Raw genomic sequence first — 22705 nt, 5'->3', positions numbered from 1 at the left:
GGTATCTGGCAGGTTTCTTCATTCAGGATGTTTTATAGGTCCGGCCTGCTCAAAAGGAAGGTGACCCATGCGTATAGACCGTTTAACCAGCAAGTTGCAATTAGCCTTGTCCGACGCCCAATCCCTGGCCGTCGGCCTCGATCATCCGGGCATTGAACCGGCGCACTTGATGCAAGCCATGCTTGAACAGCAGGGTGGTTCGATCAAACCCCTGTTGATGCAGGTTGGCTTCGACGTCAACAGCCTGCGTAAAGAGCTGACCAAAGAGCTCGACCAGCTGCCAAAAATCCAGAACCCGACCGGCGACGTCAACATGTCGCAGGATTTGGCGCGCCTGCTCAATCAGGCCGATCGTCTGGCCCAGCAAAAGGGCGACCAGTTCATCTCTAGCGAACTGGTGTTACTCGCCGCCATGGACGAGAACAGCAAGCTCGGCAAATTGTTGCTCGGCCAGGGTGTGAGCAAGAAAGCCCTGGAAAACGCGATCAATAACCTGCGTGGTGGTGAGGCCGTCAATGACGCCAACCACGAAGAGTCGCGCCAGGCACTGGATAAATACACCGTCGACCTGACCAAGCGCGCTGAAGAAGGCAAACTCGATCCGGTGATCGGCCGTGACGACGAAATTCGCCGGACCATTCAGGTCCTTCAGCGCCGCACCAAGAACAACCCGGTGCTGATCGGTGAGCCTGGCGTGGGTAAAACCGCCATCGCCGAAGGCCTGGCCCAGCGCATCATCAACGGTGAAGTGCCGGATGGACTGAAAGGCAAACGCCTGCTGTCCCTGGACATGGGGTCGCTGATTGCCGGTGCCAAGTACCGTGGCGAGTTCGAAGAGCGCCTCAAATCCCTGCTCAACGAACTGTCGAAGCAGGAAGGGCAGATCATTCTGTTCATCGACGAACTGCACACCATGGTCGGCGCCGGTAAAGGCGAAGGTTCGATGGACGCGGGCAACATGCTCAAGCCAGCTTTGGCACGCGGTGAGCTGCACTGCGTCGGCGCGACCACGCTCAACGAGTACCGCCAATATATAGAGAAGGATGCGGCCCTCGAGCGGCGCTTCCAGAAAGTGCTGGTGGACGAGCCGAGCGAAGAAGACACCATCGCGATTCTGCGTGGCCTGAAAGAGCGCTACGAGGTTCACCACAAAGTGGCGATCACTGACGGTGCGATCATCGCTGCGGCCAAGCTCAGTCATCGCTACATCACTGATCGTCAGCTGCCGGACAAAGCCATCGACCTGATCGACGAAGCGGCTAGCCGCATCCGCATGGAGATCGACTCCAAACCCGAAGTTCTCGATCGTCTGGAGCGTCGTCTGATTCAACTGAAGGTGGAATCCCAGGCGCTGAAGAAAGAAAGCGACGAAGCCGCGATAAAACGTCTGGAAAAACTCCAGGAAGAAATCGTCCGCCTCGAACGTGAGTACTCGGACCTGGAGGAAATCTGGAACGCGGAAAAAGCCGAAGTTCAGGGTTCTGCGCAGATACAGCAGAAAATCGAACAGTCCCGTCAGGAACTGGAAGCTGCCCGCCGCAAAGGCGACTTGAACCGCATGGCCGAGTTGCAGTACGGGATCATCCCGGACCTGGAGCGCAGCCTGCAAATGGTCGACCAGCACGGCAAAACTGAAAACCAGTTGCTGCGCAGCAAGGTGACCGAAGAAGAGATTGCTGAAGTCGTTTCGAAGTGGACCGGTATTCCAGTGTCGAAAATGCTCGAAGGCGAGCGCGACAAGCTGATGAAGATGGAAAGCCTGTTGCACCAACGTGTGATCGGCCAGGACGAAGCGGTGATTGCCGTTTCCAACGCCGTGCGGCGTTCCCGTGCCGGGTTGTCCGATCCGAATCGGCCGAGCGGCTCGTTCATGTTCCTCGGCCCGACCGGTGTCGGTAAAACCGAGCTGTGCAAGGCGCTGGCCGAGTTCCTCTTTGATACGGAAGAGGCGATGGTGCGGATCGACATGTCCGAGTTCATGGAAAAACATTCCGTGGCTCGTCTGATCGGCGCGCCACCAGGCTACGTAGGCTATGAAGAGGGCGGTTACCTGACCGAGGCGGTGCGTCGCAAACCTTATTCGGTGATCCTCCTGGACGAGGTCGAGAAGGCCCACCCGGACGTCTTCAACATCTTGCTGCAGGTGCTGGAAGATGGCCGACTGACCGACAGCCATGGCCGCACGGTGGATTTCAAAAATACTGTGATTGTCATGACCTCCAACCTCGGTTCGGTGCAGATCCAGGAACTGGTCGGTGATCGTGAAGCGCAGCGTGCGGCGGTGATGGATGCGATTTCCACGCACTTCCGGCCGGAGTTCATCAACCGGGTCGATGAAGTGGTGATCTTCGAGCCGTTGGCTCGGGATCAGATCGCGGGCATTACCGAGATCCAGTTGGGTCGCCTGCGCAGTCGCCTGACCGAGCGCGAGCTGAAGCTTGATCTCAGCCCTGAGGCCATGGATAAGCTGATCGCGGTGGGTTACGACCCGGTTTACGGCGCACGGCCGCTCAAACGAGCGATCCAGCGCTGGATCGAGAACCCGCTGGCGCAGCTGATCCTGTCCGGTCGTTTCATGCCCGGCGATACCGCCAAGGGTGTCGTGGAAAACGACGAAATCGTCTTCGTCTGATCCACGGCGGCAGCAAAACCTGTGAGGCCTCGCATTGCGAGGCCTTTTTTTCGCCAGGCTGTTGAACTGAAAGGAAAAGGCTTGTAAAGTGCGCCCCGCAGTAAGTCGCCCTGAAGGGTTCCAGCTCCCCAAGCAGGAATCTGAAATAAGTTGCAAATCATTAACTTGAAAGCAATTTAGGGGGTTGACAGAGGTGCTTAAGATTGTAGAATAGCGCGCCTCAGACACACGAACGCAGCGATGCGAACGGGTCGAAGAGGTGAAGCAAGCTTCACAGTTGTAAATTGAAATATGTAGTTCCGTGATAGCTCAGTCGGTAGAGCAAATGACTGTTAATCATTGGGTCCCAGGTTCGAGTCCTGGTCACGGAGCCAATTTCAAACCGGGGTATAGCGCAGTCCGGTAGCGCGCCTGCTTTGGGAGCAGGATGTCAGGAGTTCGAATCCCCTTACCCCGACCATTTTTGGGTCGTTAGCTCAGTTGGTAGAGCAGTTGGCTTTTAACCAATTGGTCGTAGGTTCGAATCCCACACGACCCACCATTTTTGAAACCAGTTAATGCTGGGATCAGATCTTAAGGTCAGAGGCCAAAAGCACTGATCGAAGAAGGCGACTTTTTAAAGGTCGCCTTTTTATTACCGGGGTATAGCGCAGTCCGGTAGCGCGCCTGCTTTGGGAGCAGGATGTCAGGAGTTCGAATCCCCTTACCCCGACCATATTAAAAATCCTCGTATCGAAAGATACGGGGATTTTTTTTGTCTGCTCGAAATGCGATTCCCTTCAAGTCATGAGCTATCAAAACTGGCAAATGCCTTGCAGGGCATGGTGCAGCGCTTTGAGGTGTAAAACCTCCAAACGGAAAAAAGCCGCGCTTCTCGATGGAAAAGCGCGGCTTGGATCTCAGAAACTTAAGCTCCGTCTTGATCTTTCAAGTGCTCGAACAAGCCTTTTGGCATTTTTTTGCCATTGGCTTCGAAGTTGGCTTTCACGTTGTCGTAAGCCTCTTGCTCGTCGATGAAGCCGTCATGGTTGGTGTCGATCTTGTCGAAATTGGACTTTGGCGCGACTTTCTGGAATTCGGCACGGGATACCTTGCCGTCGCCATCCGTGTCGGTTTTTGCCATCGACGCATCGCCACACTTGCCTTCGCCGCATTTACCTTCAGGCGTCTTCACGACCTGTTCGGCCGAGGCCAGCAGGTAGCCCTGAGTCAGAGGTTGCGCGGCGAACACAGAGCCGGTCAATATCATGCCACCGGCCAAAACAGCGCCGAGCAAACCAATAGTGTTTTTGGTGGTACGGGACATTTCAATACTCCTGGGTTGCACGACACAACCGTTCGATAAAGGACGCCACGTAAGTGCGGCGATAACCGTAGCTGGCGGGGTGCCTTGCTCGGGTGTGGCCATTTAGCGGGCGGGGTGTATCGCTACTGTGTCGCGCAAGGGGGGAGTTTGTAAGCGAAGGGGGTGAAACGACAGGGGAGATACAGTGAGACACAGATCTGTAGGGCAATGATTAAAAAATGTGGGAGCAAGCTCGCTCCCACAGGTTTTTGTATCAGTGCAGCTTCAGCCGCGGCTCAGTCCCGCGCCCGATCTTGCTGCCCAACATCAACATCGCCGTACGAAACGCGCCATAAAGCGCCATCTGGTGCATGCGGTACAGCGACACGTAAAACATCCGCGCCAGCCAGCCTTCAAGCATCACGCTGCCGGTGAGGTTGCCCATCAAGTTACCCACAGCCGAAAAACGCGACAGCGAGATCAGCGAGCCGTAGTCGGTGTATTTGTACACAGGCAGGGGTTTGCCTTCGATCCGCAACTTCAGCGATTTGGCCAGCAACGAAGCCTGCTGATGAGCAGCCTGGGCGCGCGGCGGTACATTGCGATCGGTGCCCGGCTGTGGGCAGGCCGCGCAGTCACCGAAGGCGAAGATGTTCTCGTCGCGGGTGGTTTGCAGGGTCGGCAGTACTTGCAGCTGATTGATCCGGTTGGTCTCCAGGCCATCGATGTCCTTGAGGAAGCCCGGTGCACGAATCCCGGCCGCCCAGACTTTCAGGCTGGCGTTGATGACTTTGCCATCGGCGGTAATCAGGCTGTCGGCTGTCACTTCGCTGACGGCGGCATTGGTCATGACGTTGACCCCGAGTTTCTCCAGGGTTTTATGCACCGGCCCGCCGATACGTTCCGGCAGGGCCGGGAGCACCCGTGGCCCGGCTTCGATCAGCGTGATGTGCATGTTCTCCGGTTTGATCCGGTCCAGGCCGTAAGCCGCGAGTTCATGGGCGGCGTTGTGCAGTTCGGCAGCCAGTTCGACACCGGTGGCGCCGGCACCGACGATGGCCACGCTGATCTGCTCGACCTTGTCGGTCTGCCCGGCATGGGCGCGCAGGTAGTGGTTGAGCAGTTGCTGGTGGAAGCGCTCGGCCTGTTTGCGGGTGTCGAGGAACAGGCAGTGTTGCGCCGCGCCTTGCGTGCCGAAATCGTTGGTGGTGCTGCCGACCGCGATCACCAGCGAGTCATAACCCACTTCGCGCGCCGGGACCAGTTCAATGCCGGCTTCGTCGTAGGTGGCGGCCAGCTGGATTTTCTTCTGTGGGCGATCAAGCCCGCTCATGCGCCCCAGCTGGAACTCGAAGTGGTTCCATTTCGCCTGGGCAACATAGTTGAGTTCGTCTTCGGAAGAGTTCAGCGACCCGGCCGCCACTTCATGCAACAGCGGTTTCCAGATGTGGGTCAGGTTCGCGTCGACCAGCATCACACTGGCCGTGCCGCGCTTGCCCAGAGTCTTACCCAGACGGGTAGCCAACTCCAGACCGCCGGCGCCGCCGCCAACGATGACAATACGATGAGTCATGGGGATATCTCGCAAGGCTAAAAGAAATCGGTGCAATTACCCGAGCGAGCGCGATGCTGCTCATAGCGTCAGGTAACTGATAAATCGGCTCAACAGGCCTAAACCAATGGTCACTGCCAATACCACCACCAGGAGCATCCACGGCCGGAAGGGCCGGCGCTCGACTTGGTGCTGGGACAGTTGCAGGTACTCTTCGACATGCTTTTGGTCGTCGGGGTTCAGGCGGCTGGTCATATTGGGCCTCGTCAGGGGTAGACGTTGCTAAATGTGTAGAAGCTACAAGCAGGCTGCTGTGCAACATGTCAGCCCACATTGAACGGAGCATAGCCGCTGGCAGGAATGGGCTCGACGCTCACCGTATCGTCCAGGCGAATGATTCCACTTTGTAACACCCGGGCGGTGATTCCGCCATGTCCGCGAACGGCCTGAAAGGTCCCGGGGCCGAGGTTGTTCTCGAGGCGGGCGCAGGGTTGGCACCAGCCGGTGGTTTCGAAAATCGCCTGGCCAATCCTGAAGCGCCGGCCCTTGAGACTGAAGAGATTGATGCCGCTGACGACGATGTTGCGCCGCAAGTCCTGCGCTAACACCGGCTGATTAGCCGGCCGGCCCATCAGCGAATTGATCACCGCCAGATGCTCCCATTGAATCAGCGTGACCTGCCGCGCATTGCGTATGCCGGGACGCGTGTGATCACCGGTCAAACCGGCTTCAAGCCGCGCCTCCACGGCATCGAGTTCGATCATCTGAGAACGTGACTGCGGCCGCACGCCGATCCAGCGAACGCGACCCGTTTGCGGCACTTCGGCAATCAGCTCCTGCAATGGACTCACAGGCTGATCCCGACGTCGAAAACAATGCTGCGACCCAGGTTGCTGCGCAGGAAATCCGGCGCATCCGGGTGCGCGAACAGCACACGGGCGAAGGTCGGACCGACCAGCGACAACGAGCGCCAGCCCTGACGCAGGTATTCGGTCGGCGGAGGGAAGTGGCTGTTGAGGTCCAGCACTTCGCGCTTGAGGCTGGCGAAGGCGATGATGTCCAGTTCGCCCAGGTCCATGCCGCGTTCTTTGTAGTTGTGCGCTTTTTTGCGCAAGGTCGGCGCCAGCCTCAGCAGAAACTCATTGGCCGGGATGCGCCGGGGTTTGGCCTCGCGGCGCACCAGCGAACTCAGGGAAAACGCGCTGCGCCGGCGTTGCAGCTCATCGCGCCATTCGTCGTTGAGGCGTCGGCCTTCATCGAGCACGAAAAACACTTCGAAACTGGCGTCACGAAACAGCACGTCCGGCGGCTCCCCGGCCGGGGCAAATTCGTCGGCGCGATAGGGAATGTTCAGGCCTTGCAGCAGGCGCTGACAGACCCAACGCTCACGCTCCCATTTGCGGGCATTGGACAGGAACGCGTTGGCTTGCTCGGCCGCGATGGTCAGCAGGCGTAAATAATCTGAGTCATCCATAGGCCCAAGCTTAGCGTTCAAATGCGATCGCAAAAAAGACAATTTGTCGGAGAGGGTCAAAGTCTGCCCGATCTTCATAGCGCCACGCCCGCCACAATCCTCATTCAGCGCCCGGTTCAGGGCATTGCACAAAACGGATAGCGATCTGCGCAAAGCGGATATTTCCTCGTGCCCGGCCTCTCTACCCTCGGCTGTACGGACGTAAGTCGCTTTACCGACGCTCTAAAAACAACAACAAGAGATAGATGCCATGCGCAAGATCGACGTACATGAGGTTATCGACAACGCACGATTCAACCGCTTCCACTGGATGGTGCTGTTCTGGTGTGCCCTGATCATCATCTTCGACGGTTACGATTTGGTGATCTACGGCGTGGTGTTGCCGATGCTGATGAAAGAGTGGGGGCTCAGTCCCCTGCAAGCGGGCGCACTGGGCAGTTATGCACTGTTCGGGATGATGTTCGGCGCGCTGTTCTTCGGCCCGCTGTCGGACAAGATCGGCCGCAAAAAAGCCATCACGATCTGCGTGATGCTCTTCAGCGGTTTTACCGTGCTCAATGGTTTTGCCCGCAACCCCACCGAGTTCGGCCTGTGCCGGTTCATTGCCGGGCTTGGCATTGGCGGGGTGATGCCCAACGTCGTGGCGCTGATGAACGAGTACGCGCCGAAGAAAATCCGCAGCACGCTGGTGGCGATCATGTTTAGCGGCTACTCGGTGGGCGGCATGCTCTCGGCGGGGCTCGGTATCGTGCTGATCCCAAGTTTTGGCTGGCAATCGGTGTTTTACGTGGCGGTGCTGCCGTTGCTGTTATTGCCGTTGATCATGTACTTCCTGCCCGAGTCGGTGGGTTTCATGCTGCGTCAGGGGCGCAATGAAGAGGCGCGCAACATCCTGCAGCGGGTTGACCCGGCTTACGTCGCGCAAACCGGCGATCAGCTGCACATGAGCGAAGTGAAGGGCACTGGCACCCCGGTGTTGCAACTGTTTCGCGAAGGTCGTGCGTTGCGCACGCTGATGTTGTGGCTGGCGTTTTTCTGCTGCTTGCTGATGGTTTACGCCTTGAGTTCCTGGCTGCCAAAACTGATGGCCAACGCCGGTTATAGCCTGGGCTCGAGTCTGTCGTTCCTGCTGGTGCTCAACTTCGGTGCCATTTTCGGCGCGGTCGGCGGCGGTGTGCTGGGAGACAAACTCAACCTGCCGCGGGTGTTGGCGGTGTTCTTCGCCGTGGCTGCGGTGTCGATCACCTTGCTGGGATTCAACAGCCCGATGCCGCTGTTGTACCTGCTGATCGCCATTGCCGGCGCCACCACCATTGGCTCGCAGATTCTGTTGTACGCCTGCGCCGCGCAGTTCTACTCCATGACCATTCGCTCAACCGGTTTGGGCTGGGCCTCGGGCATCGGGCGCAACGGTGCCATCGTCGGACCGCTGCTGGGCGGTGCCTTGCTCGGGATCAGCCTGCCGCTGCAACTGAACTTCATGGCCTTTGCCTTGCCCGGTGCGGTGGCCGCGATTGCCATGACCGTGTTCGCCGTTAGCAGTCGGCGCAGTGCTAAACAAGCGCTGTCGGGCCTGCGCCATGGTTCGCTCGACGGGTCTGTTGGCGACGTTTCATGAGAGCGTTAGTCCGGGACTTTTCCCTGTCTGCGGCAGTCGCCGGATTTATCGCCACGGTGATTTCCTACGCAGGCCCCTTGGTGATTATCTTTCAGGCTGCCGAGACCGCGCACCTTTCGCGGGAGGTGCTGTCTTCCTGGGTCTGGGCGATTTCCATCGGCAGCGCGGTGCTCGGCATCGGTCTGAGCCTGCGTTACCGCGTCCCGGTGATCATCGCGTGGTCGGCGCCGGGTTCGGCGTTGCTGGTGGCACTGTTGCCGGGAATCTCCATGTCGGAGGCGGTGGGTGCTTACTTGGTCAGCAGCCTGATTATTTTTCTGGTCGGGGTGTCGGGAGCGTTTGACCGGATCATCGGCAAACTGCCGGCGGCGATTGCGGCCGCGATGCTGGCGGGGATTCTGTTCAGCTTCGGTACCGGGTTATTCGTCTCGTTGCAGGGCAAGCCGCTGCTGGTGCTGGCGATGTTCCTCACGTACCTGATCTGCAAACGGCTGATGCCGCGTTATGCGGTGTTGATGGTGCTGCTGGTGGGCTGCTCGATGGCTTTTCTCGCCGGTGATTTGCACAGCGAGGCATTGGTGATCGGGTTGGCCACGCCGGTGTGGATCACGCCCGCGTTCAGTCTGAGCGCGACCCTGAATATCGCCTTGCCGCTGGTGATGGTGGCGCTGACCGGCCAGTTCGTTCCCGGCATGGCGGTGCTGCGCGCCAGCGGTTACGCAACACCGGCCGGCCCGATCATCGCCAGCAGTGCGGTGGGCACGGCGCTGTTGGCGCCGTTCGGTTGCCATGGGCTGAATCTGGCAGCCATCACCGCGGCGATTTGTACCGGGCGCGAGGCCCATGAAGATCCCGGCAAGCGCTATGTGGCCGGGGTTGTGGGCGGGCTGTGTTACCTGGTGCTGGGGATCTTCGGCGCCACTCTGGTTTCACTGTTTTCGGCGTTCCCCAAAGAACTGATCGCAGCCTTGGCCGGGCTGGCGCTGTTTGCCGCGATTGCCGGGGCGTTGGCCGGCGCAATGGCCGTGCCGGGTGATCGCGAAGCCGCGTTGGTGACCTTTCTGACCACCGCGTCGGGCATGTCGTTGTTGGGTTTGTCCGCCGCCTTTTGGGCGCTGATTTTCGGCATGGTCACCCACGTGTTGTTAAACGTCCGTCGTCCCGTTCCCCGCCGCGAGTCCGCTGCGGCTGAAGCACTTCAACCTGTCGATCAATAAAAATAAGAGAAAAACGATGAAACAGATTCTTCCAACAACCGGTTCAGTGTTGTCCATGGCTGTCGTCTCGAGTTTCTCCGCCGGTGCGATGGCGGCCGAGGGCGGGTTCATCGAAGACACCACCGCCACCTTGCAAGCGCGCAATTACTATTTCAGCCGGGACTTTTCCGACATCGTCGGGGCCAACCAACAATCGAAGGCTGAAGAGTGGGCGCAGGGCTTCATCCTCAACGTCAAATCCGGTTATACCCAAGGCCCCGTCGGTTTTGGTGTGGATGTCATTGGCCTGCTCGGCCTCAAACTCGACAGCAGCCCGGACCGGGTCAATACCGGTTTACTGCCGGTGCAGGATGACGGGCGCGCGGCGAATGATTACAGCCGACTGGAAGGCGCGTTGAAGGTGCGTTACTCCAAAACCGAACTGAAAGTGGGTGAGCTGCAACCCAATCTGCCGGTGCTGGCTTTCAGCGATATCCGTTTGCTGCCGCCCAGCTACCAGGGCGCGAGCATCAGCTCGAACGAGATCAATGGCCTGACGTTGCAAGGTGGTCACTTGAACTCGACCAGCCTGCGCAATGAGGCTGGCGACGAAAAGATGCAAGCCATGCTCGGTCATGTACCGCAGCGTCAGGTCAGCAGTGATGGCTTCAACTTTGCCGGCGCCGATTACGCTTTCAACGATAAACGCAGCTCGGTCAGCACCTGGTTCGGGCAACTGGAAGATATCTACAACCAGCGTTTTCTCGGCCTCAAGCACAGCGAGCCACTCGGTAACTGGATCCTGGGCGCCAACCTTGGTTATTACGATTCGCGCGAAGACGGCAAAAAACTGCTGGGCAACATCGACAACCAGGCGTTCTTCTCCTTGCTGTCGGCCAAGCGTGGCGGCCACACGTTCTATGTCGGCTATCAGGGCATGTTCGGCGACAGCGCCTTCCCGCGAGTGTTTGCCAACATCAGCCCACTGGGTAACGAGGTGCCGACCTACGAGTTCGCCTTCACCGATGAGCGCTCCTGGCAGGCGCGTTACGACTACGATTTCGCCGCCCTCGGCGTGCCGGGGCTGACCAGCACCGTGCGCTACATCACCGGCAACAATGTCGATACCGGGAAAGGGTTCGAGGGCAAGGACCGCGAGCGTGATCTCGATCTCGGCTATGTGCTGCAGAGCGGCAGCCTCAAAGGCCTTGGGATCCGTGTGCGCAACGTGATGGCGCGCTCCAACTATCGCAGTGATATCGACGAGAACCGTCTGATCCTCAGCTATACGTGGACGTTGCTATGAAGCAGCGATCACAGATTGGGCCTGAAGTCGAAGGGCGCTCGAGGGGCGGTGTAGACTGAGGGCCTGTTCTCTTTCGGCAAGACAAAGGAGTGTGCCCAGCCATGATCGGCGCCGAGTTACTTTCACCCGAAACCCTCACAGCGGGGTGGTTGATCTATGTGCCGGTGCTGATCTGGGCCGTAGCGCGAGCACCGTGGGTCGAACTGTTCAGCGACAGTCGCCGGCAGCATCTGTTGTTCGGCACGGTGTTCGCGCTGTTCATGCTCTGGCTGGTGCGACAAGACTTCGACACCGGCGTGTCCTACCACTTTATCGGCATGACCGCCGTGACCCTGTTGCTCGACTGGCCGCTGGCGATTGTCGGCGGGTTGGTCGCGCAAACGGGACTAGTGCTGCTCGGGCGGCAGGATCTGGCGGCGATGGGGGTCAACGGCGCGCTGCTGATTCTGCTGCCGGTGCTGGTCACGGAGTGCTGCGCGATCCTGGTGGAGCGAGCGCAACCGCGTAATCCCTTTGTGTATATCTTCGTTTCCGGTTTCTTTGCCGCAGCGCTATCGGCGTTGCTGTGCCTGCTGCTGGCGCTGTGGTTGCTGTGGTTCAACGAACGTTTCGCCATGCCGTACTGGCTGGAAGATTTTGTCGGTTATCTGTGGCTGCTGATTTTTCCGGAAGCGTTCATCAACGGCATGGTGGTCAGCGCGCTGGTGGTGTTTTGCCCCGAGTGGCTGGAGACGTTCAATCGCACGCGCTACCTTTCGGCACCCTGGAAAGACGACGATCCCAAATCTTGATCCACATCAAAGGCAAAAATCGCTCACGAATCCATGCTCTGGAAAACCTTCAGGAGCATCGAAATGAGTGTCTACGAATGGGCAAGGCAGGAGTTGCGTCAAAGTCTGGATGGGGCGCAGGAAGTGGGTTTTGATCCGGGGTTGAGCCTGCGCGCCTTGCTCAGTGCAGTGGTGCAACAGAGCAAGGCGGTGCGCAGCGCCGAAGACCTGGCCGATGAGTTGCGTTTTCTCGCGGAAAACCTCGATGACAGCCAGGACTACGGTTTTATGCGGCCTTGAAGATCAGTGACGCGGCTCGAAGTCTTCGCTGAACAGGTCGTCTTCGGCATCGGGGCTGACCGGAATCTTGTGTTCTTCCGAGGCCCATGCCCCGAGGTCGATCAATTTGCAGCGATCCGAGCAGAACGGCCGGTTGACGTTGCTGGCGACCCATTCGACAGGGGCGCCACAGGTTGGGCAATTGACGGTTGGGGTCTGGCTCATGACTGGCCTCCACGCAAAGTAAGGTAAAAGTGATGCAGGCGTTCGACCTCGCTGTGCAGCCAGGCGAGGTCGCGGTCGTTGACCACCACATCGTCGGCGTGGCTCACACGGTCCTGTCGGCTGGATTGGGCCTTGAGGATCGCCTGGACCTGTTGCTCGCTGGTCTGGTCACGCTGCAGGGTGCGCTCGATCTGTAGTTGTTCCGGGGCATCGATCACCAGGATTCGTTGGGTCATGGCGTACTGCCCGGACTCGATCAGCAGCGGTGAAACCAGAATCGCGTAAGACGATTGTGCCTTGGCCAGATGATCGGCGATTTCCTTGGCGATCAGCGGATGCAGCAACGCTTCGAGCCAGCGGCGTTCCTCTGGTACTTCGAAGATCAGTTTGCGCAACGCCGCGCGATCCAGTTGCCCGTCGGCTTGCAATACGCCGGGGCCGAAGTGTTCGGCGATCCTGGCCAGCGCCGGGCGACCCGGTTCCACCACCCAACGCGCCGCATGATCAGCGTCCACCACGTGCACGCCAAAGTCGATGAAGTGCTGGGCAGCCGCGCTTTTGCCGCTGCCGATGCCGCCGGTCAGGCCGAGAATCCAGGGTTTTTCCACAGGGGTATTCATTTCAAACCGACAAACTGCCAATAGAAGTCGGTTATTTGACCACCCCAGAGCAAGGCAATCCAGCCGGCAATTGCCAGAAAGGGTCCGAAGGGGATCGGCGTGGAGGTTTTCGCGTTGCGCAAACGCAGCAATATCACGCCGGCAACGGCGCCCACCATCGACGATAACAGGATGGTCAGAGGCAAGATCTGCCAGCCCCCCCAGGCGCCGAACATCGCTAACAGCTTGAAATCACCGTGGCCCATGCCGTCCTTGCCGGTGATCAGCTTGAACAGCCAGAACACTGACCACAGCGCCATGTAGCCGGCCACCGCACCCCACAACGCTTCATGCAAGGACACGAAAAGCCCAAAGCTGTTGACGATCAGCCCCAGCCAGATCAGCGGCAGCACCAGCACATCCGGCAGCAGTTGGTGCTCGGCGTCGATCAGGCTCATCGTCAGCAACCCCCAGCTCAGGAGCAGCGCCATGCAGGCCTGCCAGCCGAAACCGAAATGCCAGGCGATGAACGCCGAGAGCAGACCGCAGGCCAGTTCGGTCAGCGGGTAGCGTTTGCTGATGGCTGCCGTGCAGTTCGAGCATCGACCCCGTAAGAACAGATAGCTGAGTACCGGAATGTTTTCCCAGGCACGGATTCGATGGCCGCAATGTGGGCACTGGGAATGGGGCAGTAGCAGATTGAAAGTCGGCAGTGGTGTTTCGCTTGGCAAGCCCAACACGTCACGGGCCTCCTCACGCCATTCGCGGTCAAGCATTTTTGGCAGGCGCCAGACCACCACGTTGAGAAAGCTGCCGATCAGCAGGCCGACCAACATGGCTGCGATCACGAAGGTCAGCGGGTGGAGGGTCAGAATGTCGTTCAAGGGCATGTCAGATCGCTGTGCCGAGTTGGAAGATGGGCAGGTACATCGCAACCACCAGGCCACCGACGATAACACCCAGCACCACCATGATGAACGGCTCCATCAGGCTGGTGAGGTTATCGACCATGTTGTCCACTTCGTCCTCATAGAAGCTCGCGACCTTGTCGAGCATATCGTCCAGCGCGCCGGACTCTTCGCCAATCGCGGTCATCTGGATCGCCATATTCGGAAAGATACCGGAGGCGCGCATGGAAAAATTCAGCTGCATACCGGTCGACACGTCCTGCTTGATGCGCAGCACCGCACGCTTGAACACGATGTTGCCGGTAGCGCCAGCCACCGAATCCAGGGCTTCCACCAGTGGCACACCTGCCGCAAAGGTAGTCGACAGCGTGCGGGCGTAACGGGCCACGGCGGACTTGTACATCAGCGTGCCAATCAGCGGCAATTTCAGCAGCCAGGTGTCCATTCGGTCCCGAAAGCCTTGCGACGTTTTAAAGGCGTGGCGCACGCCGAAGATGGCCGCGATCAGCACGCCGAGCATCGCCCACCACCAGTCCTGCATGAATTCCGAGAGACCGATGACCATCACCGTGAAGGCTGGCAATTCGGCACCAAACCCTTTGAACACCGATTCGAACTGCGGCACCACTTTGACCAGCAGAATCCCGGACACAATGATCGCGACGAACACCACTGCCAGTGGGTAGGTCATGGCTTTTTTGATCTTGGCTTTGAGGCTTTCGCTTTTTTCCTTATAGGTCGCCACTCTCTCCAGCAGGGTATCGAGGGCACCGGCCTGCTCGCCGGCATCGACCAGGTTGCAGTAGAGCTCATCGAAATACTGAGGCTTTTTGCGCAGGGAAGCGGCGAAGCTGTTACCCGCCGCGACTTCCTGTTTCACCTCGTCAACCAGTGTGCGCATGGCCGGGTTATCAAAGCCTTCACCGATGATGTCGAAGGACTGCAACAGCGGTACGCCGGCCTTCATCATGGTAGCCATCTGCCGGGTGAACAGAGCGATGTCCTGGGCCTTGATGCGCTTGCCCAGGTTGAAAATCGAGGTGGACTTCTTGCGTACCTTGCCGGGGTTGATGCCCTGCTTGCGCAATTGGGCCTTGATCAACGCCGGATTTTGACCGCTCAATTCGCCCGTCATTTTGGTGCCTTTGCGGTCTGTGCCTTCCCAGGCGTAGACGCTGATTTTTGCTGCTTTGACCGCCATATTCAGTCCTTGGTGACCCGGTTGATTTCTTCAAGGCTGGTGATGCCTTGCATGGCCTTGAGCAAGCCCGACGTCCGCAGGTCGTTGAAGCCGTCTTTACGCATCTGACTGTCGATTTCCAGTGAATTGCCTTCGGCCATGATCAGCCGTTGCAGGTCCTGTGTGTTCTTCACCACTTCATAAATCCCGACTCGTCCTTTGTAACCGCCGTTGCACTGATCGCAACCGACCGGTTCATAGATCGTGAATGAGCCGATGCGTTCCTCGGGGAAGCCTTCCCTGAGCAGCGCCTCCCGGGGAATCTCTATGGGTTTCTTGCAATGGCTGCACAGCTTGCGTGCCAGGCGCTGGGCAATGATCAGGCTGATCGAGGTGGCAATGTTGAAACCCGGAATGCCCATGTTGTGCAGGCGAGTCAGGGTTTCGGCGGCGCTGTTGGTGTGCAGGGTCGACAGCACCAGGTGTCCGGTCTGGGCGGCTTTGATGGCGATTTCGGCGGTTTCAAGGTCGCGGATCTCGCCGACCATGATCACGTCCGGGTCCTGTCGCAGAAATGAGCGCAGCGCTTGGGCGAAGTCCATTCCCTGCTTGGGATTGACGTTGACCTGGTTGATGCCTTCCATGTTGATCTCCACCGGGTCTTCGGCGGTGGAGATGTTGATGTCCACGGTGTTGAGAATGTTCAGCCCGGTGTAGAGCGATACGGTCTTGCCCGAGCCGGTCGGCCCGGTCACCAGAATCATCCCCTGCGGCTGCTTGAGGGCGGCCATGTACAGTTCTTTCTGGTCGGGCTCGTAGCCGAGGGCGTCGATGCCCATTTGAGCGCTGGACGGATCGAGGATCCGGATCACCACTTTCTCGCCCCACAGAGTTGGCAGCGTATTGACCCGAAAGTCGATGGATTTGCTCTTGGACAGGCGCATCTTGATCCGCCCGTCCTGGGGCCGGCGCCGTTCCGAGATGTCGAGGCTGGCCATGACTTTCAGCCGCGCGGCGATGCGATTGGCCAAGTGAATCGGTGGCTTGGCGACTTCACGCAAAATACCGTCGGTGCGCATCCGCACGCGGTAGGTTTTTTCGTAGGGCTCGAAATGCAGGTCGGAAGAGCCGCTTTTGATCGCGTCCAGCAACATCTTGTGAACGAAGCGCACCACGGGCGCGTCATCGGCATCCTGGCCGGCGATGGTGTCTTGTTTGTTGTCATCGATCGACTCGATGTCCACGCCATCGAGGTCAACGTCGGCCATGTCTTCCAGGCCGGTGCCTTGGGTATCGAAGAATTTTTCGATGGCGTCGCTGAGCTTGTCGTCCTCCACCAGAATGGCTTCGGTATTCAGCCCGGTGCTGAACTGGATGTCATTGATGGCTTGCTGATTGGTCGGGTCGGAAACGCCCACGAACAACTTGTTGCCGCGCCGCCAGAGGGGCAGGGCGTGGTGCTGACGGACCAGTTTTTCGCTGACCAGCCCTTTAGGTTGTGTTTCCTTATCCAGGCAACTGAGATCAAGCAGCGTCATGCCGAAATGTTCCGAGGCAATCTCGGCAACCTGCCGACTCTTCACCAGTTTGTTCTGCACCAGGTAAGTGACCAGGGAGATTTTGTTGCGCTGGGCTTGCTGATACGCCTGTTGCGCGCTTTTGTCAGTGAGCAACTCGGCCAGGACCAATTGCTTGGCCAGACCGCTAAGGGCGATGTCATTCATTGGGATACCGGACGCAGACAGTTCATGACTTATAGCCTAGTCAAGCGGAGGAACCAAACCAGCACCGCTCAGGTGACAAAAAGTGTCAGATAGTGCGGATTCTGGGGGTAGGAAAGCGCTTTGTGTTGGCCTCGTGCCCCTATAACAGGGGGCGAAGGGCTTGGCATGGGCTGTGCTGTGGCTAGTTCAGATCATGAGATTTCGACTCATGCATGGAGCTTGTCTATGAATACTCAAAAAGGTTTTACCCTGATCGAACTGCTGATCGTGGTGGCGATCATCGGGATTCTGGCGACGTTTGCCTTGCCACAATATTCAAAGTACCAGGCCCGGGCCAAAGTCACGGCGGGGCTGGCTGAGATCAGCGCGTTGAAAGTGCCTTTCGAGGACACCATCAACCAAGGCACCGACCCTACATTGCTCTTGGTTGCGGGTAACGCGGCGGCGACGACCTCCAATTGCACGTTGGCGGCTTCAGGCACAGCTTCGACAGGTGCGGGCACGATCACTTGCACGCTGGTTAATGCCCCAGGACCGGTGTTGGGCAAAACCATCACACTGACTCGCTCGTCAGGAAACACGGCGGGCGCCTGGACGTGTGCCAGCAATGTTAACGCTGACTTCGCACCAAAAGGCTGTCCCGGCAGCGGCGCGTAATCTGGCTGCTTGATCTGATGCCTCGTCTGTTTGACGGGGCATTTTTTTGTTCGCTGCTCGGGGCAAATTGGAGTAATTGAGAAAACTTCCAACAATTCATGGCCTTAGGCCTGCGGTAAAACCCGCAACTTGCATGTACATAATTTCGAAGTCATGCAATTTGCATGATTCCGAAAATCAGGTGTTTCTGTAAGCTGTTGATTTATATGTATTTATTGACTGTCTCAAAGTTGGCACAACGTTCGCAATATCTCCAGTAACCCTGCTGACAAGACACGCAGCAGACTTTATGAAAAACAGGAGTTACTCGTATGAAGAAGTTCGCTATCGCTGCCGCTACTGCTACCGCGCTGACCCTGACCATGGCCAACGCTGCATTTGCTCAAACCCAGGCTACCCAGGCACCCATGGTTCTGGCCGCCGGTGAAGTGACCGAAGCTAAAGAAGCTACTTCCGATACCTGGATCACTACCAAAGTCAAAGCAGACCTGGTGACTGAAAAAGGCATTCCTGGTACTGACATCAAGGTTGAAACCAACAAAGGTGTAGTTTCCCTGTCTTCGACCACTGCAGTGACTGATTCTCAGAAAGACGTCGCAGTGGCCATCGCCAAGAAAATCAAAGGCGTCAAAGCGGTCTCCGCTGACGGCCTGAAAGCCGAGTAAGGCAAGACTTCTCGCCTGGACTGGGAGAAGGCGCGACAGACGGGCCGAGCAATACGTCTGCCGCCTCAGGAGAGTTCATGCGAAAGGCCACAAGGATGTGGCCATTACAGGCCCCGGCATTCGTGTCGGGGCCTGTTCTATTTGATCTTCAGTTACCGCGCTTGCTGGTGATCTGCTTCAAACGATTACCTTCAAAACGCAGGTACTGATACATCCCGCCGTTGGGCCCGTAGGTCCATTCCTCGACCTGAAACTCTTCCCGTCGGTTGGCGCTGCGCTTGTAGCCCAACAGATCACGGCTGACCGGTTCACCGCATTTCTGCAGTACTTCGCTGGACCTGTCCCCGACACTGACCAGTTGACTGCCGCAGCGCAGGGTATCGGCTGCCGAAGCCTGACTGGCGGCTATCGCCAGAGTCAGGCTCATCAGCCATTTCGCGCCCATCACTCGGCGTCCAGATGCAGCGGCGTAACCACCCGACCGTCACTTTGCGCTTCGCCGAGGTTAGCGTCGATGAAGTACACGCGGTCATCGGCCAACTGACCCTTGTCGACCAGATAGTCCTTGATGTTGCTGGCGCGTTCCTGACCCAACTGACGCAACAGCACGTCGCTGGAACTCCAGAACTTGATCACGCCTTCGTGCATTTTTACCGTGCGTTCTTCCTTGCCAAGATCCTTCCACTCGGCGGGTGGCTGAGTCTTCAGGCGCGTGCGATAGATCCCTTCCAGCAGCGGACCTTTCTCGTTATCCGGTACTTCCAGCAATGAAGCCTGAGCCGGCACCTTGTCACCGCGACGCTGGAGCATTTTGTAGTAGTTGTACTGGTATTCCCGCTCCAGACGTTGCTCGGCGATCAGCGGGCCATCGCTGCTTGCAGCTGCCGTGCCTTCGATTTCCAGGCGCAGGGCCGGACGTTCCTTGAGGGCCTGGGACAGTTTGACCAGCGAGCCCTCGGCCTCCTTGCTCAGGTCGCTTGAACCCGGGGCAAACGACACAATGCCCAAATCTTCCGAACCACCACCACTGACCAGTCCGCCAATCATTTTGAATGGCGCCGCGGCGGCTTTGACGATCAGGTTGCGCAAGGTCTGCCAGACAATCGGCATGATGCTGAACTGCGGGTTGTTCAGGTCGCCGGTCACCGGCAGTTCAATGGAAATCTTGCCGTCGACGTCCTTGAGCAACGCAATGGCCAGTTTCAGCGGCAGGCCCACGGCGTCCGGACTGTCGACTTTCTCACCCAGTTGCAGCTGCTCGACCACCACTTTGTTTTCGGCCTTGAGCTGGCCCTTGGTGATCAGGTAATGCAGGTCGAGGTTGAGCCGGCCCTTGCGGATGCGGTAACCGGCGAACTTGCCGGAGTAGGGCGTGAGCGTGGTCAGTTCAACACGTTTGAAACTGGTGGCGATGTCGAGGCTGGCCATCGGATCGAACGGGTTGACCGAGCCCTTGATGGTGACGGGTGCATAGCGGTCGACCTTGCCTTTGATATCGACGCTGGCCGGTTTCGCCTGACGGCTGTCGATGGTGCCAATTTGTCCATTGAGCTGTTGAACGGCCGTGGCGAAATTCGGGGTCAGGCTGAAGTCGGCGAAGTTGGCCGAGCCGTCATTGATGGCAATGCCGCCAATGTGAATGCCCAGCGGTTTTTCCTTGCTGACAGGTTTGGCTGCAGCTGTTTTGGCGCCTGAGTCGGCCGGTTGCGGGATCAGCAAGTCATCGATGTTGGTGGTGCGGTCATCGTTGATCATGAAGCGCGCATAAGGCTGGAACAGGTTGACCTTGTCGATCGACAGGCTGTCGCCGTGTTGATAATTCAGGCCTTCGAGCACCAACTGCTGCCACTTGAGGAAGTCGCGGGTTTTGAGGGTGTCGAGGGTATGCAGTTGATCGACCTGAGCACGGCCGGTGACGCTGAATGCCAGCGGCTCGGTGTTTTTCAGATCGACCGCCAGATCACTGCCGAGCATGCCGCTGCGCAGTTCCAGGCGAATGAACGGGTTGATATAGGACTGGGCAACGCGCAGGTCGATGTCCTTGGTTTGTACTTTTAACCTGGCGCTGACCGGGGCGAGATTGACGATACCGTCTGCCGTGATCTTGCCTTGCTTGCCCACGCCCGTATCGAGCTTGAGGTTAAAAGGCGAGCCATTGAGGCTGTCGAAATTCTGCAGGTCCAGGTTCAGCGGGCCGACGTCCAACGCGACGGCGGGTTGCGCCTTGCGGTCAGCCAGATGCACCTGGTAATTGCGCAGTTGCACGTCTTTGAGCAGCACCTGCCATGGCTTGCTCGGTGGTGCCGGGTCGGGTTTCGGTGAATCGGCGGCTGCCGGGGTACTGGCCGGTTCGGCCTTGGCTTTGACGGCTGCTTTGGACGGTTGGCTGGCGAACAGTTTCTGCCAATCGAGTTGCCCGTCGGCTTCGAGAGCGGCCCAGGTTTCCAGTTTCTGGCTGCGGATCTTGCCGACGACCACTTGCTGCTTGGCCAGGTCGACGGTGGTTTCGCTAATGTCCAGACGCTCGAGTTTCGCCAGCGGTCGACCGTCTGGTGCCTTGATCGCGAACGGCGCGATGCTGACGGCGACGTTGCTCAACAGCAGTTCAGTTTCCTTGGACAGGTTCAGTTTGTAGTCAGTGCTGAGGCTCATGATGCCGTCTTCGAGTACCAGTGGCACCGAGTCACGCACGTAGGGCCAAAAGGATTTCATCTTGCCGTTGGTGATCTTCAGCTTACCTTCGGAGGCGATCGGGATCAGGCTGAAATTGCCGGTCCAGTCGATCTGTCCACCTGCCGGGCCGATGGCCACCAAGGTCATGTCGGCACTGTCTTCAGGCAGGGTACTGAGGTTTTTCAGTTCGAAGTCGAGTTTGTCGTAGAGGAATTCGATGGGTTCGCTGGGGCGTTGATCCTGGAAGTGCACGACACCGCCGGCCAGTTTGATCCGCTCGATGCGCAACGGGAACGGTTTGGCGTTCGGGTCGGCTGGCGTCGGTTCACTGGCGGGGATTTTGAACAGGCCAAGCAGATTGAGCTTGCCGTCCTTGCCGAAGAGGATTTCGGTCTTGGGTTTGTCTATTTCTATATCGGACAGGTGCAGCGCTTTGGTCCAGAGGCTGTCGATCTGCAGGTTGGCGTACAGGCGCTCGAAGCCGACCTGTTCCTTGCCCGGCTCGCCGATGATCAGGCCCCACAGGGTCACTTCAAGGCTGAATGGGTTGAGTTCGATCCGCGAAATCGTCGCGGGCGTCGTCGCGTAGTTGGCCAATTGTTGGTTGGCCACTCGTAACGCGATGCCCGGCAAAATCAGAAACCCCAGCAGGCTGTAGAGGGCTAGAGCGGTCAACAGAGCGCCAATAGCGCGAATCAATCCTTTGGGCATGTGTGGCTTCATCTGTCTGAATCGGAGTGCGTTGGAGTATGGCACGCGTTTCCGGTTCCGAAGTGATCATGCTTTATAGGATTTATCTGATTTTCCGGACGAATCTCAGAGCTGCAGAATCAGGGTTTTCAGCGGCGGCTGCTCATCCATTGACGGAAAATCGCCGCCCGGTTTCATCACTGTCCACTCGCGCACCGGCCGGCCGGCTTTCTCTGCACAACGCAAAACTTGCTCGCGCCAGTCGTCCATGCTGACTTTTGCCAGGTTGTTGCAGCAGATCAGCACGCCATTGTCGGCGGTGGTCAGCAGTGCCGGCTTCAGCAGGCTCTGATAGTCGCGCAGCAGGTCGACGGTGCCGAAAGCACTCTTGGCCCAGGCTGGCGGATCCAACAGCACCAGGTCGTACTGACGCTGTTCCAGACGTTGATAGCTCGGCAGTTTCTGCCCGCGGCGCTGGCTGATCGGCAGGCCGGCCAACTGGCGGATCGCCGGGAAATAGTCGGACTGGATGAAGTCCATGGTCGGCAGCTGCGGATTGAGCAGGCCGTTCTCACGGCCGACAGCCAGGTTGCCCTCAGCGAAGTCGAGGTTGCAGACTTCGCTCGCGCCACCGGCCGCAGCACTCAGGCCGACGCCACAGGTGTAGGCGAACAGGTTCAGCACGCTTTTGTTTTTGCTGTGCTGCTTGACCCAGCCGCGCGTGTTGCGCAGGTCGAGGAACAGCAGCGGATCCTGGCCGGCGTGGCGGCCGCGAACCCGGTAATTCAAGCCCCATTCGTGACCGATCAAGTCTTGCAGGGCGGCCTCGTCGGCGCGGTAGACGGTGTCTTCACGGTCGATACGCGAATTACCACGGGAGCGATCGTTGTAGACCAGCAGCGTTTCGAGGCCCAGGTGCTGATTGATGGTGTCGTGCAGTTGCAGCAGCGCATCGCGTTCCAGCGACTGGTGAAAGCTTTGCACCAGCAATTGCGGGCCGTAGCGGTCGATCGTCAGGCCGCCGGCGCCTTCCTGGCTGCCATGGAACAGGCGATAGCAATCGGTGCCTTGCTGATGCAGTTCGGCCAGCAGGTCCTGACGACGATCGAGGGCGGCGCGCAGCGCCTGATTCAAGGAAGACATGCTGGGCGCCTTGCAGGAGGGAATTTGGCGCGGGAGTTTAACAGCTTGGCACGGGACCGCGGTGCTGCCATCGCGAGCAGGCTCGCTCCCACACTAGATTTGTGTCGAACTCAAAATGTGCACCGAAAA

Annotated in this window: 21 protein-coding genes and 4 tRNA genes; 12 read left to right on the top strand and 13 right to left on the bottom strand. The window is 58.4% G+C overall.

Annotated features, from left to right (window positions below; translation table 11 throughout):
• The first annotated feature begins 67 nt into the window (after nt 1–67).
• The 5 genes from clpB (at nt 68) to QFW87_RS25190 (ending at nt 3347) form a co-directional block, all read left to right on the top strand.
• Nucleotides 68–2632, top strand: coding sequence for an ATP-dependent chaperone ClpB (clpB, locus tag QFW87_RS25210; protein WP_095130594.1), 2565 nt, complete (start codon nt 68–70; stop codon nt 2630–2632).
• A 298-nt stretch (nt 2633–2930) separates the two neighbouring features.
• Nucleotides 2931–3006, top strand: a tRNA-Asn gene (locus QFW87_RS25205).
• 9 nt (nt 3007–3015) lie between these two features.
• A tRNA-Pro gene (locus tag QFW87_RS25200) sits at nt 3016–3092 on the top strand.
• A gap of 5 nt (nt 3093–3097) precedes the next feature.
• A tRNA-Lys gene (locus QFW87_RS25195) sits at nt 3098–3173 on the top strand.
• A 97-nt stretch (nt 3174–3270) separates the two neighbouring features.
• Nucleotides 3271–3347: transfer RNA gene (locus tag QFW87_RS25190), tRNA-Pro, on the top strand.
• 192 nt (nt 3348–3539) lie between these two features.
• Here QFW87_RS25190 and QFW87_RS25185 read toward each other — a convergent pair.
• The 5 genes from QFW87_RS25185 to QFW87_RS25165 all read right to left on the bottom strand — a co-directional run bounded on the left by QFW87_RS25185 (nt 3540) and on the right by QFW87_RS25165 (nt 6943).
• The gene (locus QFW87_RS25185; RefSeq protein WP_283181715.1) at nt 3540–3938 is read right to left on the bottom strand and encodes an EF-hand domain-containing protein; all 399 of its coding nucleotides are present in this window, start codon (nt 3936–3938) and stop codon (nt 3540–3542) included.
• A 253-nt stretch (nt 3939–4191) separates the two neighbouring features.
• Nucleotides 4192–5490 (bottom strand): NAD(P)/FAD-dependent oxidoreductase, encoded by a 1299-nt coding sequence (locus QFW87_RS25180; RefSeq protein ID WP_283189148.1) that lies wholly within the window; start codon nt 5488–5490, stop codon nt 4192–4194.
• Between the two features lie 60 nt (nt 5491–5550).
• Nucleotides 5551–5724, bottom strand: coding sequence for a DUF3094 domain-containing protein (locus tag QFW87_RS25175; RefSeq protein ID WP_074870992.1), 174 nt, complete (start codon nt 5722–5724; stop codon nt 5551–5553).
• A gap of 68 nt (nt 5725–5792) precedes the next feature.
• Nucleotides 5793–6320 carry an MOSC domain-containing protein gene (locus QFW87_RS25170; protein WP_283181713.1) on the bottom strand — a complete coding sequence of 176 codons (528 nt, stop codon included), beginning with the start codon at nt 6318–6320 and terminating at the stop codon, nt 5793–5795.
• Nucleotides 6317–6943: a DUF1780 domain-containing protein gene (locus QFW87_RS25165; protein WP_008154887.1), complete on the bottom strand. Its 627-nt coding sequence runs from the start codon at nt 6941–6943 to the stop codon at nt 6317–6319. Before QFW87_RS25165 ends, QFW87_RS25170 begins: the two co-directional genes overlap by 4 nt.
• Nucleotides 6944–7193: 250 nt before the next feature.
• Between QFW87_RS25165 and QFW87_RS25160 the strand changes: the two genes are divergently transcribed.
• The 5 genes from QFW87_RS25160 to QFW87_RS25140 all read left to right on the top strand — a co-directional run bounded on the left by QFW87_RS25160 (nt 7194) and on the right by QFW87_RS25140 (nt 12133).
• Nucleotides 7194–8561, top strand: a complete 1368-nt coding sequence (locus QFW87_RS25160) for an aromatic acid/H+ symport family MFS transporter (RefSeq protein ID WP_283189147.1) — start codon at nt 7194–7196, stop codon at nt 8559–8561.
• Nucleotides 8558–9778, top strand: coding sequence for a benzoate/H(+) symporter BenE family transporter (locus QFW87_RS25155; RefSeq protein ID WP_283189146.1), 1221 nt, complete (start codon nt 8558–8560; stop codon nt 9776–9778). Before QFW87_RS25160 ends, QFW87_RS25155 begins: the two co-directional genes overlap by 4 nt.
• A 16-nt stretch (nt 9779–9794) precedes the next feature.
• Nucleotides 9795–11063: an OprD family porin gene (locus QFW87_RS25150; RefSeq protein WP_283189145.1), complete on the top strand. Its 1269-nt coding sequence runs from the start codon at nt 9795–9797 to the stop codon at nt 11061–11063.
• 101 nt (nt 11064–11164) lie between these two features.
• Nucleotides 11165–11854, top strand: coding sequence for an energy-coupling factor ABC transporter permease (locus QFW87_RS25145; protein ID WP_283181709.1), 690 nt, complete (start codon nt 11165–11167; stop codon nt 11852–11854).
• 63 nt (nt 11855–11917) lie between these two features.
• Complete coding sequence (locus tag QFW87_RS25140; RefSeq protein WP_033054332.1) at nt 11918–12133, top strand: hypothetical protein; 216 nt, start codon at nt 11918–11920, stop codon at nt 12131–12133.
• A 3-nt stretch (nt 12134–12136) separates the two neighbouring features.
• On the opposite strand, the gene yacG is transcribed toward QFW87_RS25140, so the two are convergent.
• The 5 genes from yacG to pilB are packed head-to-tail and all read right to left on the bottom strand — an operon-like array spanning nt 12137 to nt 16748.
• Nucleotides 12137–12337 carry a DNA gyrase inhibitor YacG gene (gene yacG / locus QFW87_RS25135; protein ID WP_008153323.1) on the bottom strand — a complete coding sequence of 67 codons (201 nt, stop codon included), beginning with the start codon at nt 12335–12337 and terminating at the stop codon, nt 12137–12139.
• Nucleotides 12334–12957: a dephospho-CoA kinase gene (coaE, locus tag QFW87_RS25130; protein WP_283189144.1), complete on the bottom strand. Its 624-nt coding sequence runs from the start codon at nt 12955–12957 to the stop codon at nt 12334–12336. The genes yacG and coaE overlap by 4 nt, the downstream gene beginning before the upstream one ends.
• Entirely contained in the window at nt 12954–13826 is an 873-nt protein-coding gene (locus QFW87_RS25125; protein WP_283189143.1) for an A24 family peptidase, read from the bottom strand. Before QFW87_RS25125 ends, coaE begins: the two co-directional genes overlap by 4 nt.
• Nucleotide 13827: 1 nt before the next feature.
• The gene (locus tag QFW87_RS25120; RefSeq protein ID WP_283189142.1) at nt 13828–15045 is read right to left on the bottom strand and encodes a type II secretion system F family protein; all 1218 of its coding nucleotides are present in this window, start codon (nt 15043–15045) and stop codon (nt 13828–13830) included.
• A gap of 2 nt (nt 15046–15047) precedes the next feature.
• Nucleotides 15048–16748, bottom strand: coding sequence for a type IV-A pilus assembly ATPase PilB (gene pilB / locus QFW87_RS25115; RefSeq protein ID WP_283189141.1), 1701 nt, complete (start codon nt 16746–16748; stop codon nt 15048–15050).
• Nucleotides 16749–16973: 225 nt separating this feature from the next.
• Between pilB and QFW87_RS25110 the strand changes: the two genes are divergently transcribed.
• A complete protein-coding gene (locus QFW87_RS25110) occupies nt 16974–17405 on the top strand; it encodes a pilin (RefSeq protein ID WP_283181704.1) in 432 nt (143 codons plus the stop codon).
• Nucleotides 17406–17716: 311 nt separating this feature from the next.
• Entirely contained in the window at nt 17717–18070 is a 354-nt protein-coding gene (locus tag QFW87_RS25105) for a BON domain-containing protein (protein ID WP_283189140.1), read from the top strand.
• Nucleotides 18071–18218: 148 nt separating this feature from the next.
• On the opposite strand, the gene QFW87_RS25100 is transcribed toward QFW87_RS25105, so the two are convergent.
• The 3 genes from QFW87_RS25100 to QFW87_RS25090 form a co-directional block, all read right to left on the bottom strand.
• Entirely contained in the window at nt 18219–18515 is a 297-nt protein-coding gene (locus QFW87_RS25100) for a DUF2845 domain-containing protein (RefSeq protein ID WP_283189139.1), read from the bottom strand.
• Nucleotides 18515–21466: a DUF748 domain-containing protein gene (locus QFW87_RS25095; protein ID WP_283181702.1), complete on the bottom strand. Its 2952-nt coding sequence runs from the start codon at nt 21464–21466 to the stop codon at nt 18515–18517. The genes QFW87_RS25100 and QFW87_RS25095 overlap by 1 nt, the downstream gene beginning before the upstream one ends.
• Nucleotides 21467–21559: 93 nt before the next feature.
• Nucleotides 21560–22576, bottom strand: a complete 1017-nt coding sequence (locus tag QFW87_RS25090) for a class I SAM-dependent methyltransferase (protein WP_008153314.1) — start codon at nt 22574–22576, stop codon at nt 21560–21562.
• Nucleotides 22577–22705: the final 129 nt, after the last annotated feature.

It is taken from the genome of Pseudomonas sp. PMCC200344 (assembly GCF_030053095.1).
Taxonomy (GTDB): Bacteria; Pseudomonadota; Gammaproteobacteria; order Pseudomonadales; family Pseudomonadaceae; genus Aquipseudomonas; species Aquipseudomonas svalbardensis.
The sequence above is the reverse complement of the archived record's forward strand: the minus strand, read 5'-3'. Positions and strand labels throughout refer to the sequence as shown.

Excerpts from the sequence above, each read along its gene's own strand:
- clpB (WP_095130594.1), top strand. The coding sequence starts at position 68 with ATGCGTATAGACCGTTTAACCAGCAAGTTGCAATTAGCCTTGTCCGAC.
- QFW87_RS25185 (WP_283181715.1), bottom strand. The coding sequence starts at position 3,938 with ATGTCCCGTACCACCAAAAACACTATTGGTTTGCTCGGCGCTGTTTTG.
- QFW87_RS25180 (WP_283189148.1), bottom strand. The coding sequence starts at position 5,490 with ATGACTCATCGTATTGTCATCGTTGGCGGCGGCGCCGGCGGTCTGGAG.
- QFW87_RS25175 (WP_074870992.1), bottom strand. The coding sequence starts at position 5,724 with ATGACCAGCCGCCTGAACCCCGACGACCAAAAGCATGTCGAAGAGTAC.
- QFW87_RS25165 (WP_008154887.1), bottom strand. The coding sequence starts at position 6,943 with ATGGATGACTCAGATTATTTACGCCTGCTGACCATCGCGGCCGAGCAA.
- QFW87_RS25160 (WP_283189147.1), top strand. The coding sequence starts at position 7,194 with ATGCGCAAGATCGACGTACATGAGGTTATCGACAACGCACGATTCAAC.
- QFW87_RS25155 (WP_283189146.1), top strand. The coding sequence starts at position 8,558 with ATGAGAGCGTTAGTCCGGGACTTTTCCCTGTCTGCGGCAGTCGCCGGA.
- QFW87_RS25150 (WP_283189145.1), top strand. The coding sequence starts at position 9,795 with ATGAAACAGATTCTTCCAACAACCGGTTCAGTGTTGTCCATGGCTGTC.
- QFW87_RS25145 (WP_283181709.1), top strand. The coding sequence starts at position 11,165 with ATGATCGGCGCCGAGTTACTTTCACCCGAAACCCTCACAGCGGGGTGG.
- QFW87_RS25140 (WP_033054332.1), top strand. The coding sequence starts at position 11,918 with ATGAGTGTCTACGAATGGGCAAGGCAGGAGTTGCGTCAAAGTCTGGAT.
- yacG (WP_008153323.1), bottom strand. The coding sequence starts at position 12,337 with ATGAGCCAGACCCCAACCGTCAATTGCCCAACCTGTGGCGCCCCTGTC.
- coaE (WP_283189144.1), bottom strand. The coding sequence starts at position 12,957 with ATGAATACCCCTGTGGAAAAACCCTGGATTCTCGGCCTGACCGGCGGC.
- QFW87_RS25125 (WP_283189143.1), bottom strand. The coding sequence starts at position 13,826 with ATGCCCTTGAACGACATTCTGACCCTCCACCCGCTGACCTTCGTGATC.
- QFW87_RS25120 (WP_283189142.1), bottom strand. The coding sequence starts at position 15,045 with ATGGCGGTCAAAGCAGCAAAAATCAGCGTCTACGCCTGGGAAGGCACA.
- pilB (WP_283189141.1), bottom strand. The coding sequence starts at position 16,748 with ATGAATGACATCGCCCTTAGCGGTCTGGCCAAGCAATTGGTCCTGGCC.
- QFW87_RS25110 (WP_283181704.1), top strand. The coding sequence starts at position 16,974 with ATGAATACTCAAAAAGGTTTTACCCTGATCGAACTGCTGATCGTGGTG.
- QFW87_RS25105 (WP_283189140.1), top strand. The coding sequence starts at position 17,717 with ATGAAGAAGTTCGCTATCGCTGCCGCTACTGCTACCGCGCTGACCCTG.
- QFW87_RS25100 (WP_283189139.1), bottom strand. The coding sequence starts at position 18,515 with ATGGGCGCGAAATGGCTGATGAGCCTGACTCTGGCGATAGCCGCCAGT.
- QFW87_RS25095 (WP_283181702.1), bottom strand. The coding sequence starts at position 21,466 with ATGAAGCCACACATGCCCAAAGGATTGATTCGCGCTATTGGCGCTCTG.
- QFW87_RS25090 (WP_008153314.1), bottom strand. The coding sequence starts at position 22,576 with ATGTCTTCCTTGAATCAGGCGCTGCGCGCCGCCCTCGATCGTCGTCAG.